Raw genomic sequence first — 13,084 nt, 5'->3', positions numbered from 1 at the left:
AAGACACCGAAGGGGGATTTGTTACTTGGCACTGACTTTCGGCACGCTGTTGAGTTCTCAAGGAGCGGACGCGCACGAAACCCGACCAATTGCTTGGCCCTCGTTCGAGGCGGCTTGTCCGACTGTACGCCGTGCACGGCTCGCTGTCACACCCGGGGGTCTGACCTCGCGGCTCCCGGCTCTTTCGACCCGGTCTCGCTCGGCGCAAAGAAGAACTTACGTGCCGTCCCCGGCTCCGTCAAACCGCCAGAGGGCCCCGGAGCGCCCTGACCGGCTCCCGAGGCCACTCGCCGGAGAGAAAGCCCAGGTCAGCGCCGATCACCCGACCGGAGATTGCGAGGCAGGTCACCTTCCGAGCGCCCTGGAACGACCCGTGGACCGCCCTGAGGGCCTCAGAGGCCGAGCAGGGACTCGATCCCGACGGTGAGGCCGGGCCGGCGGTGGATCTCCCGGACGGCGAGGAGCACCCCGGGCATGAACGACGCCCGGTCGTAGGAGTCGTGCCGCAGGGTCAACGTCTCTCCCGCGGCTCCCATCAAGACCTCCTGGTGGGCGACGAGGCCTGCGAGCCGGACCGCGTGCACGGGCACGCCCTCGACGTCGGCACCGCGCGCCCCGGGCAGGGAGTCGGACTCCCGGGTCGCGTCCGGGGCGGCCGGGACGCCCGCGGCCCGTCGGGCGGCGGCGACCAGCCGGGCCGTACGGGCTGCGGTGCCCGAGGGTGCATCGACCTTGTTCGGGTGGTGCAGCTCCACGATCTCCACGGACGGGAAGAAGCGGGCCGCCTCCTGGGCGAAGCGCATGAGGAGGACTGCCCCGATCCCGAAGTTCGGTGCGATGAGCACCCCGACGTCGGGCTTGGGCTCCAGCCACTCGGCGATCGTGGCCAGTCGCTGCTCGTCGAAGCCCGTCGTCCCGACGACGCAGTGGATGTTCTGGTCGATGCAGAAGCGGATGTTGTCCATGACCGAGTCGGGACGGGTGAAGTCGACGACCACCTGAGCACCGGCGTCGGCGACGTTGAACAGCCAGTCCCGCTCGTCGACCATGGCGACGAGCTCGAGGTCCTCGGCGGCGTCGACCGCCCGGCAGACCTCGGCGCCCATCCGGCCCCGAGCGCCGAGCACCCCCACCGAGACCAGCGGGGCCTCTCCGGAGGTGGCGGACGGGGGCTGGACGTCGGGGGCCGGTGGGGTGCTCATCCCGCGATGCTCACCAACGCGGGCGCCGCACGCAAGGCGGCACCCCACCCACCGGCACGGTCAGGCGGGGCGGGTGCCCCGGTGCCGGGCGAGGGCGTCCCCCACCAGGAGCCCGACGACGACCCCGGCGACGTCGGCGAGCAGGTCCACGACCGACGTCGACCGGTTGAGCACGGGCAGGGACTGGACCAGTTCGCTGACCGCGGCGTAGACCACGAGGACGATGGCGAGCACCGCCCGGCCGACGCCGGCCCATCGACCACTGACCGCCAGCACCGCGAACAGCAGCACGTGTACGACCTTGTCCACGCCTGCCGGAGCGGACGGGACACCCGAGGCCGGCGTGAACAGCACGGCCAGGGAGACCAGCACGACGACCGCGAACACGCCGCGCGCGAGCGGACCGTGGCCGGCGGACACCGCGGTCGGGCGGGAGGTCATCGGCGGCTCAGGCGGCGAGCAGCCGGTCGAGGTCGCGTTCGCGGTACGGGCCGACGACGGCCAGGCAGGTCGGCCGGGTGAACAGGTCTGCGGCCACCGCGCGCACCTGGTCCTCCTGCACGGCCTCGATCCGGTCGAGGACGGCCCGCACCGGCAGGTACTCGCCGTAGGACAGCTCGCTCTTGCCCAGCCGGCTCATCCGCGAGCCGGTGTCCTCCAGCCCCAGCACGAGACCGCCCTTGAGCTGGCCACGCGCCCGGGCGACCTCCTCGGCGGTCAGGCCGGTGGTCGCGACCTCCGCGAGTCCGGCCCGGATCAGCCGGAGCACCTCGGGCACCCGCTTGGGCGAGCACCCGGCGTACACGGAGAAGCTCCCGGTGCCGGCGTAGTGGGTGAGCGAGGAGCCCACGCTGTACACCAGGCCCCGCTTCTCCCGGATCTCCTGGAACAGCCGCGAGCTCATCCCGCCGCCCACCGCCGCGTCGAGCACGGCCCCGGCGTAGCGGCGCTCGTCCAGCCGGCCCATCCCGAGGCTGCCCAACAGCAGGTGGGTCTGCTCGGTGCGCCGGTGGATCAGCCCGGTGGGCTGCGCCGGTCCGGCGAGGACGACGTCGGTCCCCAGCCGCAGCGGATCGGGCCGTGCTCCCCCGGTCAGCCGGTCGCCGAAGGCGGCGGTGACCAGGTCCAGCACCTGCTGGTGGTCGACCCGCCCGGCCGCCGAGACGACGATCGAGGGGACGGCGTAGCGGTCGCGGTACCAGCCGTCGACGTCGTCCCGGCTCAGCGCCTCGATCGAGGCCACCGTGCCGAGCACCGAGCGCCCCAACGGGGTGTCGCCGAACAGTGTCTCCGCGTACAGGTCGTGCACCGCATCGGCGGGCTCGTCGTCGCGCATCGCGATCTCCTCGAGCACCACCGTGCGCTCGGACTCCAGGTCCGGTGCGGTGTTGAGGGCCTCGGTGACGAGGTCACCGAGGAGGGTCACCGCCAGCGGGAGGTCACTGGCGAGGACGTTCGCGTAGTAGCAGGTGTGCTCCTTGGCGGTGAAGGCGTTCATCTCACCGCCGACGGCGTCCATCGCGGTCGCGATCTCCAGCGCCGTGCGGCTCTGCGTGCCCTTGAACAGCAGGTGCTCGAGGAAGTGCGAGGAACCGCCCAGTTCCGGGCTCTCGTCCCGGGACCCGACGCCGACCCAGATGCCCAGCGTCGCCGACAGCACTCCGGGCATCGTCTCGGTGAGCACCCGCAGGCCGCCGGGCAGCTCGGTCCGCTCCACCCGGCCGCCGACCTCGTCGACGTCCAGCAGCTGCGTCACCCCGGGGGTGGTGACACCGACCGGGGCCGGGACGGACGCCGCAGCGCCCGCCCCGGCCCCGGTCAGGTCGGTACTCGTGTTCACGCCTCCGTGGGGGCGGCGGTCTCGTCGGCCGAGGCTGCGTCACCGGCAGCGCCGGCCTCGCCCTCGACGACCGGCACCAGGCTGATCTTGCCGCGGGCGTCGATGTCGGTGATCTCGACCTGCAGCTTGTCCCCGACGTTCGCGACGTCCTCGACCTTGGCGATCCGCTTGCCGTTGCCCAGCTTGCTGATGTGGACCAGGCCGTCGCGGCCGGGCAGCAGCGAGACGAAGGCGCCGAACGCCGTCGTCTTCACCACGGTGCCGAGGAACCGCTCGCCGACCTTCGGCAGCGTCGGGTTGGCGATGGCGTTGATCCGGTCGACCGCGGCCTGGGCCGAGGGGCCGTCGGAGGCGCCGACGTAGATCGTGCCGTCGTCCTCGATGGTGATGTCCGCGCCGGTCTCGTCCTGGATCGCGTTGATCATCTGGCCCTTGGGGCCGATGACCGCGCCGATCTTGTCGACCGGGATGCGCACCGTGGTCACCCGCGGGGCGTACGCGCTCATCTCGTCGGGGCCGTCGATCGCCTCGAGCATGACGTCGAGGATGTGCAGCCGGGCCGCGCGGGCCTGGGTCAGCGCACCGGCGAGGACGTCGGAGGGGATGCCGTCGAGCTTCGTGTCCAGCTGGAGGGCCGTCACGAAGTCCTTGGTGCCGGCGACCTTGAAGTCCATGTCACCGAAGGCGTCCTCGGCGCCGAGGATGTCGGTCAGCGCGACGTACTCGGTCGTGCCGTCGACCTCGTCGGAGACCAGGCCCATGGCGATGCCGGCGACCGCGGCCTTCAGCGGCACACCGGCGTTGAGCATGGACAGCGTCGAGGCGCAGACCGAGCCCATCGAGGTGGAGCCGTTGGAGCCGAGGGCCTCGGAGACCTGACGGATCGCGTAGGGGAACTCCTCGCGGTCCGGCAGCACCGGCAGCAGTGCCCGCTCGGCCAGCGCGCCGTGGCCGATCTCGCGGCGCTTGGGCGAGCCCACCCGGCCGGTCTCACCGGTGGAGTACGGCGGGAAGTTGTAGTTGTGCATGTACCGCTTGCGGGTGACCGGGTTCAGCGTGTCCAGCTGCTGCTCCATGCGGAGCATGTTCAGCGTGGTGACGCCCATGATCTGGGTCTCGCCACGCTCGAACAGCGCCGAGCCGTGCACCCGCGGGAGCACCTCGACCTCGGCCGACAGCGGCCGGATGTCGGTGAGCCCACGGCCGTCGATGCGGACCTTGTCGCGCAGGATGCGCTGCCGGACGACCTTCTTGGTCACGGCGCGGAAGGCTCCGGAGATCTCCTTCTCGCGGCCCTCGAACTGCCCGGACAGGGCGGCCTTGACCTCGTCCTTGAGCGCGTCGGTGGCCTCCTCGCGCTCCTGCTTGCCGGCGATGGCCTGGGCCGCGGCGAGCTTCTCGGCGGCCTGGGCCTCGACGGCGGCGTACACGTCGTCCTGGTAGTCCAGGAAGCGGGGGAAGTGCGCCTCCGGCTTGGCGGCCTTGCCGGCCAGCGCGGACTGCGCCTGGCACAGCGCCTTGATGAACGGCTTCGCCGCCTCGAGGCCCTGGGCCACGACCTCCTCGGTCGGGGCGGTGGCGCCACCGGCGATCAGCTCGATGGTCTTCTCGGTGGCCTCGGCCTCGACCATCATGATCGCGACGTCGCCGTCGGGCAGGAGCCGGCCGGCCACGACCATGTCGAAGACTGCGTCCTCGAGCTCGGCGTGGGTCGGGAAGCCCACCCACTGGCCGTTGATCGGCGCCACCCGGGTCGCGCCGATCGGGCCGGAGAACGGCAGGCCGGAGAGCTGGGTGGAGGCCGACGCGCCGTTGATCGCGAGCACGTCGTACAGGTGGTCGGGGTCCAGGGACAGGACCGTGATGACGACCTGGACCTCGTTGCGCAGGCCCTTGGCGAAGGTCGGCCGCAGCGGGCGGTCGATCAGCCGGCAGGTGAGGATCGCGTCCTCGGAGGGGCGGCCCTCGCGGCGGAAGAACGAACCGGGGATCTTCCCGATCGAGTACATCCGCTCCTCGACGTCCACCGTCAGCGGGAAGAAGTCGAACTGCTCCTTGGGCTGACGGCCGGCCGTGGTGGCCGACAGCAGCGTGGTGTCGCCCATGGTGGCGACGACGGAGCCGGCGGCCTGCTTGGCGAGGCGGCCGGTCTCGAAGGTGACGGTGCGGGAACCGAGGGCCCCGTTGTCGATCACCGCGGTGGCGGTGAACACGCCGTCCTCGGCGTCGAAGTCGGTGGGATCTGTGGTGGGTGCGGACATCGTGTCCTCTTCCTACGTCGCATACGGCGACGTCCTCTTCGCGGCGTCGCGCCGGCGGCGTCCGGGGCGACCGGTCTTCGATCGAAGCCCTCGGGGTCGCGCTCGCGGGTCCTGCACTCAGGGTCGCTGCGTCCCGGGGGCCACTACCGAGGACCGGCCCTCGCGGGGCGGCCGGCGTGGGGCCGGTGTTCCCGTGCGGCGGGTGCCGCACGAGTGAGGGGACCGTCCCGGCGTGGCCGGAGCGGTCCCCTCGGTGGTGCTAGCGGCGCAGGCCGAGCCGCTCGATGAGCGAGCGGTACCGGTTGATGTCGGTCTTGGCCAGGTAGTTCAGCAGCCGCCGGCGACGACCGACCAGCAGGAGCAGGCCCCGCCGGCTGTGGTGGTCGTGCTTGTGCAGCTTGAGGTGCTCGGTCAGGTCGCTGATCCGTCGGGTCAGCATCGCGACCTGCACCTCGGGGGAACCGGTGTCGTTCTCGACCGTCGCGTACTCGGTCATGATCTGCTTCTTCGTCGCGCTCTCCAGCGCCATGGTGCCTCCAGGGCAGGTCACGTGTGGCCCCCGGTCTGTGTCACGGGGGCAGCATGCACACACGTCGGTCACCCGACGTCGGTTCGAGGTTACACGGCCGCACCAGGGGCACGCCCCGCCGAGTGGGGCCGGAGGCTGGCCTGTGGGCGCGGGGACACGGCCCGGCCCGGGGAGGGATCGGCAGCCGACCGCGTCACGGCCCGGCGGGCTGCGGTCTCAGACCGCCAGGACGGCGCGGGTCCGGGCGACGTCCTCGCCCATGGCCACCAGCAGTTCCGGGACGCCGGAGAAGCTGAGCATCGGGCGCAGCCGCTCGACGAACTCCACGCCCACGTGCTCGCCGTAGAGGTCGCCCTCGAAGTCGAGCAGGTGCGCCTCGACGGTGCGCCGGGCGCCGGCGAAGGTGGGGTTGCTGCCCACCGAGATCGCGGCCGGGTGGGTGCTGCGGCTGGCCCCGCGGTGGTCGCGCAGCACCAGGCGCCCGGCGTACACCCCGTCGGCGGGGATCGCGGTGTGCGCGGGGCTCTCCACGTTGGCGGTCGGATAGCCGAGCTCCCGTCCCCGGCGGTCGCCCCGGACGACGATGCCGTCGACCCGGTGCGGGCGGCCCAGGGCCAGCGCGGCCGAGCTCATGTCACCGGCGGCCACACAGGCCCGGATGTAGGTGGAGGAGATGGTCACCTCGCCGTCGCCGGCCAGGGCGGGGGCCGAGCCGACGCTAGTCAGGTCGACGCCCTCGACGCTGAAGCCGAACCGCCGGCCCTCGGCGGCCAGCGTCTGGACCGTGCCGGCCGCCTTGTGCCCGTAGGTGAAGTTCCGGCCCACCACCACCTGGGCGGCGTGCAGGTGCTCGACCAGCACGGTGTGCGTGAACTCCCCCGGGGACAGCCGGCTGAACTCCGCGGTGAAGGGCAGCACGCACATCGCGTCCACGCCCAGTTCGGCGACCAGTTCCGCCTTGCGGTCGGCCGAGGTCAGGATCGCCGGATGGGACCCGGGCCGCACCACCTCGGAGGGGTGTGGGTCGAAGGTGAGCAGCAGCGCGGGCCGCCCGAGCGCCCGCGCCCGGGCCACCGCGGCACCGATCAGGTGCTGGTGGCCACGGTGCACCCCGTCGTACATGCCGACGGTGACCACGGTGCGCCCCAGGTCCTGCGGGGTCGAGTCCAGCCCACGCCAGCGCAGCACGCCGTTCCTCTCCCCCGGTGCCGAGTGGTCGACGTGCTCAGGAGGCCGCGGGCGCGACGCGGTGCAGCCAGCCGTGGGTGTCGGGCACCCGGCCGTGCTGCACGTCGAGCAGGTGCGCGCGCAGCTGCATGGTCAGCGGGCCGGGCTCCCCGGTGCCCACGGTGAAGTCGCCGGTGCGCGCCTTCACCTGGCCGACGGGGGTGATGACGGCGGCGGTGCCACAGGCGAACGTCTCGGTGATCGAGCCGTCGGCCACGCCCGCCCGCCACTCGTCCACGCTGAACTTCCGCTCGGTCACCGGGTGCCCGAGCTCCCGGGCGACGGTGATCAGCGACTCGCGTGTGATGCCGGGAAGCAGCGTGCCGGTGAGCTCGGGGGTGACGAGCTCCGCGTCGGCGCCGGAGCCGAGGACGAAGAACAGGTTCATCCCGCCCATCTCCTCGACGTAGCGCTTCTCCACCGCGTCGAGCCAGACCACCTGGTCACAGCCGGCGGCGATCGCCTGCTCCTGGGCCAGCAGGCTGGCGGCGTAGTTGCCGGCGCACTTGACGTCGCCGGTGCCGCCGGGGGCGGCCCGGATGTAGTCCTCGGAGAGGTAGACCGAGACCGGGTGCACGCCGCGCGGGAAGTACGCCCCGGCCGGGCTGGCGATGACGATGAACAGGTACTCGTGCGCCGGGCGGACGCCGAGGAACGGCTCCACGGCCAGCATGTACGGCCGGATGTAGAGGGTCTGGTCGGGGCCGGTGGGCACCCAGTCGCGGTCGGCGTCGACCAGGGCGTCGACAGCGGCGAGGAAGGACTCCGCGGGCACCTCGGGCATCGCCAGCCGGGCGGCGCTGCGGGCGAACCGGGCGGCGTTGGACTCCGGCCGGAAGGTCGCGACGCTGCCGTCGGGCTGGACGTAGGCCTTGAGGCCCTCGAAGATCGACTGCGCGTAGTGCAGGGCGGCGGCGCTCGGGTCCAGCTGGAGCGGGGCGTAGGCGGTCAGCCGGGCGTCGACCCAGCCCTGGCCGACGCGGTACCGGGCCACGACCATCGAGTCGGTGAAGTACCGGCCGAAGCCCGGGTCCTCCAGCTGACGAGTGCGCTCGGCGACCGAACGGCGGGGCACGTCCTCCACGACCAGCGGCACACCCGCGGCGAAGTCCCGGGGGGAGGTACGGCTGTCGGCGAGCGTGTCGGTCATGGCTCCCACCTGCTGGTGCTCGTGCTGGAGCGAGGCCCGGCGGTTGCCAGGCCCGCACGGTCACCCTAGCCCGGCAGCGCGGGCCCGCAGCACGTGCAGCGGGACGAACGCCGTCCAGGAGCTGGTGCGGCCGGACCGACCGGCGGGCCCGGCCGTCGTCACCGCGGCGGCGGCGACGACGGCACGGGCCGGCGGGTCAGCTGCTCTTCGGGGCCGCGGACTCGACGACCTCGTAGCTCCACACGTGCTGCTGCGAGCGCTCGGCGGCCGGGGCCAGGGTGTCGCCCCCGCCGTCGTGCGCCCGGTCGAAGTCCTGGCTGTTCTGCCAGGCCTCGTAGGCCTCCTGGCTCGTCCACCGCGTGTAGACGAGGTAGGAGTCGGTGCCCGCGACCGGGCGGAGCAGCTCGAACCACTCGAACCCGGGGGTGGTCTCCACCGCACCGGCCCGCCCCTTGAACCGCTCCTCGAAGCGGGCACGCTTGTCCTCGGGCATGGTCACGACGTTGATCTTGACGACGCTCATGCACGGCATCCTGCCCAGCGACGACCGGCTCGACACGGCGGGTGCGGACACACGGCCGCTCGTCACCGTCCGCTGGTGCGGGAGGGTGCGGTCACCCCGGCGGCGGGGGGAGGTAGACCCGGATCGACGGACGCGCTCCCGAGGGCGTCGTCCAGTCGGCCGACCGGCGGTCGACCAGCCGCCATCCCAGCCGCTCGTACAGCCGCACGGCACCGCTGCCCTCGACCACGTCGAGCACCACCTGCAGGCCACGCTCCGTGGCGCCCGTGGTCACCGCTCCCAGCAGACCGGCGCCGAGACCCCGCCCTCTCCCCTGCGGCGCGACGTACAGCCGGGAGACGGCACCCAACCCGTCGGCCGGCGCCCCGGTCAGTCGGCTCACCACCCCGTCCACGACGCCGCCAACCAAGCAGGCGTGCCCGACGACGACGCCGGTCACCTCGGCCACCCAGCAGTCGACGGTCCCGCTGGGCGTGAGCCACGCCGCTGGGTCCGCCGGCCACCGGGCCGGGTACCCGTCGGCCTCGTGCACCTCCCGCAGGGCGCGGACGCTGCCCGGGAGGTCGTGGCCCACCCGTCGCCGCACCAGCACCCGGACAGTGTGCCGAGCCGGTGGGCGACACTGGCGCGGTGACCGAGCAGCCACGTACCGCCGACATCGGCCTCGCCCGGCTCGACCCCGACCGGGCGGCCCGGACCGGCACCCCGGAGGTGGTCTTCGCCGGCGGCAAGACCCCGGCCGAGACGGTGGCCTGTCTGGCCGGGCTGCGCGACGCCGGCGTCCCGCTCGCCTGGGCCACCCGGGTCGACGAGCCCACGGCTGCGGCGGTGCGCGACCGCTGGCCGGAGGCCCACGTCGACCCGGTCGCCCGGGTGGCCTGGGTGGGCACTCCCCCGCCCCCGGTGGGCCAGGTGCTGGTGCTCACCGCCGGCACCTCCGACGGCGCGGTCGCCGCCGAGGTCGCCGCCACCCTGGCCGCCAGCGGGGTGGGGTGCCGGCGGGTGGACGACGTCGGGGTGGCCGGTGTGCACCGGGTGCTCGCCGTCGCCCCGGACCTGGCCGCGGCCGATGCGGTCGTCGTGGTCGCCGGGATGGACGGCGCGCTGCCCAGCGTGGTCGCGGGGCTCACCGACCGGCTCGTGGTCGCCGTCCCCACCTCGGTCGGCTACGGCGCCGCGTTCGAGGGCCTGGCCGCGCTGCTCACCATGCTCACCGCCTGCGCCCCCGGTGTGCTGGTGGTCAACATCGACAACGGCTTCGGCGCCGGCGTCGCGGCCGCGCGGATCGTCCGGTCAGCTCACCGGTAGCGCACCGGGTCCGGCAGCAGCTCGTTCATCGCCCCCGACCGGAAGCCCCGAGGGTCCAGCTCCACCCGGTCGAAGCCGGTCACCACGGCCAGCAGCTCCGGCCCGACCACCGGCACCAGCGCAGCATCGACCTCCACCCGCGCCACGTCGCCCCCCATGTCCCGCACCCGCAGGTCCCGCACCACGTGCCCCGCCCCGGTCAACGCCGCCCGCAGCGCCGCCTCCGCCGCCTCCACCCGGGCCAGCCCCACCGCCGACACCGGCACCCCGTAGGCGATCCGGCTGGCCAGGCACGCCGCCGCCGGCTTCTCCGCCAACGGCAGACCCCACAACCGGGCCGCCGCCCGCACGTCGTCCTTGCCCATCCCCGCCCGGGCCAGCGGCGCCCACGCCCCCCGCGCCGCCGCCGCCGCGATCCCCGGCCGGAACCCCGCCCGCAGGTCATCGGCGTTCGTACCGGTCACCACATCAGCGATCCCCAACTCCACGGCCAACGGCGTCAACACGTCCACCAGCTCGGACTTGCAGAACGCACACCGGTCCCCGGCGTTGGCCACGTACCCCGGCCGCGACAGCTCATCGGTGCCCGGCTGCTCGTGCCGCACCCCCAGACCCACCACGAACTCGTGCGCCGCCACCCGCTCCGCGGCCGGCAGGCTCGGCGACACCGCCGTCGCCGCCACCACCCGGTCCACCCCCAGCGCCCGCACCGCCGCCGCCAGCACCACCCCGGAGTCCACCCCACCGGAGAACGCCACCAGCACACCGGGCACGGCGCCGAGCTCGGCGTCCAGCAGGGCCAGCCGGTGCTCGAGTCCGCTCATCGTGGCCAGGGTGTCATCCGGGTCAGCCGGGCGGGAAGCCGACCGCGACCCGGGCGACCGATCCGGCGTCCTCCACCAGCGCGACCAGCCGCCCGTCGGGGGCGACCGCCGCGTGCAACCCGGGCGCACCGGTGGCCGGGACCCGCTGGCCGTACCCCAGGGCGACGGCCTCCTCCGCGGTGAGCTCGCGGGCCGGGAAGACCGCCCGGGCGGCGTCGGTCAGGCCCAGGACGCCCGGCCCGCTGCCCGGTCCGGCCAGCGCCCCGGCGGCGTCCTCGACGGGGCGGGCCGCGGTCGTGGCGAAGGGGCCGGAGGAGGTGCGGCGCAGCGCGGTGAGGTAGCCGCCGACCCCGAGGGCCGCGCCCACGTCCCGGGCGATCGCCCGGATGTAGGTGCCGGTGCTGCAGGAGACGGTCACGTCGACGTCGACCAGGTCGGGGGTCGGACGGCGGACGGCGTGGACGTCGATCCGGTGCACCGTCACCGACCGGGCCGCCAGCTCGAACTCCTCACCGGCCCGCACCCGGTCGTAGGAACGCCGGCCGTCGACCTTCACCGCACTGACCGACGACGGCACCTGCTGCAGCGGACCGACCTGGCCGGCCAGCGCGGCACGGACGGCGTCCTCGGTGACCGCGGCGGCCGACGCGGTGGCGGTCACCTCGCCCTCGCGGTCGTCGGTGACCGTGGTCTGGCCGAGCCGGACGGTGGCCTCGTAGGTCTTGTCCGAGCCGGCCAGGTGGCCGAGCAGCCGGGTGGCCGCCCCCACGCCGAGCACCAGCAGCCCGGTGGCCATCGGGTCCAGCGTGCCGGCGTGCCCCACCTTGCGCACCGACAGCACCCGCCGGGCGCGCGCGACGACGTCGTGGGAGGTCATGCCGCCGGCCTTGTCGACCAGCAGCAGGGACGGCGGGACGTCGGCGTCAGGCTTCTTCGGACTCACGCTGCCACGCTCTCACCCAGCCAGGCGGTGCCGCGCATCCGCCAGCCGACCGCGACCAGCCGCAGCACGATGAACAGGGTCAGGCCGGTCCAGACACCCGGCAGCCCCCAGTCCAGCCAGCCGGAGAGCAGCGACAGCGGGACGAACCCCACCAGGGCTGCGCCGACGGTGACCGTGCGCAGGTAGGCGACGTCGCCGGCACCCATGAGCACCCCGTCGAGGGCGAAGACGACGCCGGCCAGCGGCTGCATCAGCGCCAGGAACCACCACACGACGCCGGCCTCGGCGAGCACGGCCGGGTCGTCGGTGAACAACGGCGGCAGCACCGGGCGCAGGGCGAGCAGCAGGACGGCGACCAGGACGCCGGTGCCCAGGCCCCAGCCGACGACCCGACCGGCGGTGGCCCGGGCCTCGGCCGGACGGGCCGCGCCCAGTGCCGTACCGACGAGGGTCTGCGCGGCGATGGCGTACGCGTCGAGCACCAGGGCCAGGAACAGCCACAGCTGCAGGGCGATCTGGTGCGCACCGAGCTCGGCGGTGCTCGACCGGGCCACGACCGCAGCGGCCGCGGCGAAGGCGAGCTGGAGCACGGCTGCGCGCAGCAGCAGGTCCCGCCCGAGCACCAGCTGGGCCCGCAGCGCGGTCGCCCGGGGCCGCAGCGAGATGGCCGAACCGGCCAGCTCACGGGTCAGCGCGCGCACGAAGAGCGCCGCGGAGACCGCCTGGCCGATCACGTTCGCCACCGCGGAACCGACCAGGCCCATCCCGACCGTGTGCACCAGCAGCGGGCACAGCACGAGGCTGACCAGGCTGCCGGCCAGCACGTAGCCCATCGGCCGGCGCAGCTCCTGGACACCCCGCAGCCAGCCGTTGCCGGCCAGCGCGATCAGCAGCAGCGGCAACCCCAGGCTGCCGACCCGCAGCCACTCCTCGGCGGCGTCGGCGACCGGGCCGGCGCCGCCGGCCAGCAGCCGGGTCAGCGGCCCGGCCGCGACCTGGAAGACGGCGGCCAGCCCGACGCCCAGTCCGAGTGCCAGCCAGGTCGCCTGGACGCCCTCGGCGACGGCGCCGGCCCGGTCGCCGGCCCCGGCGCGACGAGCTGCGCGGGCGGTCGTGCCGTAGGCGAGGAAGTTCAGCAGCGCGGCCACGTAGGCCAGCAGACCGCCGCCGACCGCCAGGCCGCCGAGGCTCACGGTCCCGAGGTTGCCGACCACCGCGGTGTCGACGAGCAGGTACAGCGGCTCAGCGGCGAGCACCACCAGCGCCGGTGCCGCCAG

At 74.0% G+C, this 13,084-nt stretch carries 13 protein-coding genes; 1 reads left to right on the top strand and 12 read right to left on the bottom strand.

From position 1 onward, the window contains the following. Positions 1–392: 392 nt before the first annotated feature. The 9 genes from dapB to O2W16_RS11570 form a co-directional block, all read right to left on the bottom strand. The gene (gene dapB, locus O2W16_RS11610) at positions 393–1,202 is read right to left on the bottom strand and encodes a 4-hydroxy-tetrahydrodipicolinate reductase (RefSeq protein WP_269158975.1); all 810 of its coding nucleotides are present in this window, start codon (positions 1,200–1,202) and stop codon (positions 393–395) included. A gap of 60 nt (positions 1,203–1,262) precedes the next feature. Then, a complete protein-coding gene (locus tag O2W16_RS11605; protein WP_269158974.1) occupies positions 1,263–1,643 on the bottom strand; it encodes a VanZ family protein in 381 nt (126 codons plus the stop codon). A gap of 7 nt (positions 1,644–1,650) precedes the next feature. Further along, positions 1,651–3,042, bottom strand: coding sequence for a M16 family metallopeptidase (locus O2W16_RS11600; protein ID WP_269158973.1), 1,392 nt, complete (start codon positions 3,040–3,042; stop codon positions 1,651–1,653). Continuing rightward, a complete protein-coding gene (locus tag O2W16_RS11595; RefSeq protein ID WP_269158972.1) occupies positions 3,039–5,303 on the bottom strand; it encodes a polyribonucleotide nucleotidyltransferase in 2,265 nt (754 codons plus the stop codon). Before O2W16_RS11595 ends, O2W16_RS11600 begins: the two co-directional genes overlap by 4 nt. A 259-nt stretch (positions 5,304–5,562) precedes the next feature. After that, on the bottom strand, positions 5,563–5,832 hold the full coding sequence (rpsO, locus tag O2W16_RS11590) for a 30S ribosomal protein S15 (protein ID WP_091942961.1): 270 nt from the start codon (positions 5,830–5,832) through the stop codon (positions 5,563–5,565). Between the two features lie 216 nt (positions 5,833–6,048). After that, positions 6,049–7,020 (bottom strand): bifunctional riboflavin kinase/FAD synthetase, encoded by a 972-nt coding sequence (locus O2W16_RS11585; RefSeq protein WP_269158971.1) that lies wholly within the window; start codon positions 7,018–7,020, stop codon positions 6,049–6,051. Positions 7,021–7,057: 37 nt separating this feature from the next. Beyond that, entirely contained in the window at positions 7,058–8,209 is a 1,152-nt protein-coding gene (locus O2W16_RS11580; RefSeq protein WP_269158970.1) for a branched-chain amino acid aminotransferase, read from the bottom strand. A gap of 196 nt (positions 8,210–8,405) precedes the next feature. After that, positions 8,406–8,732, bottom strand: coding sequence for an antibiotic biosynthesis monooxygenase family protein (locus tag O2W16_RS11575; protein WP_269158969.1), 327 nt, complete (start codon positions 8,730–8,732; stop codon positions 8,406–8,408). Positions 8,733–8,823: 91 nt separating this feature from the next. Then, the gene (locus tag O2W16_RS11570; protein ID WP_269158968.1) at positions 8,824–9,324 is read right to left on the bottom strand and encodes a GNAT family N-acetyltransferase; all 501 of its coding nucleotides are present in this window, start codon (positions 9,322–9,324) and stop codon (positions 8,824–8,826) included. 38 nt (positions 9,325–9,362) lie between these two features. On the opposite strand from O2W16_RS11570, the gene larB reads away from it, so the two are divergent. Continuing rightward, complete coding sequence (larB, locus tag O2W16_RS11565) at positions 9,363–10,040, top strand: nickel pincer cofactor biosynthesis protein LarB (protein WP_269158967.1); 678 nt, start codon at positions 9,363–9,365, stop codon at positions 10,038–10,040. On the opposite strand, the gene O2W16_RS11560 is transcribed toward larB, so the two are convergent. Genes O2W16_RS11560 through O2W16_RS11550 form a run of 3 tightly spaced genes read right to left on the bottom strand, consistent with a single transcriptional unit; the run spans position 10,031 to position 13,066 of the window. Further along, positions 10,031–10,864 (bottom strand): ExsB family transcriptional regulator, encoded by an 834-nt coding sequence (locus tag O2W16_RS11560; RefSeq protein WP_269158966.1) that lies wholly within the window; start codon positions 10,862–10,864, stop codon positions 10,031–10,033. The two genes, larB and O2W16_RS11560, sit on opposite strands and share 10 nt — an antisense overlap. Positions 10,865–10,886: 22 nt before the next feature. After that, entirely contained in the window at positions 10,887–11,807 is a 921-nt protein-coding gene (gene truB, locus O2W16_RS11555; protein WP_269158965.1) for a tRNA pseudouridine(55) synthase TruB, read from the bottom strand. After that, on the bottom strand, positions 11,804–13,066 hold the full coding sequence (locus tag O2W16_RS11550; RefSeq protein ID WP_269158964.1) for an MATE family efflux transporter: 1,263 nt from the start codon (positions 13,064–13,066) through the stop codon (positions 11,804–11,806). The genes truB and O2W16_RS11550 overlap by 4 nt, the downstream gene beginning before the upstream one ends. Positions 13,067–13,084: the final 18 nt, after the last annotated feature.

Source organism: Modestobacter sp. VKM Ac-2984 (genome assembly GCF_026967985.1).
GTDB lineage: Bacteria > Actinomycetota > Actinomycetes > Mycobacteriales > Geodermatophilaceae > Modestobacter.
Note: the sequence above shows the minus strand (reverse complement) of the source record. Positions and strands in the feature narration are given on the sequence as shown.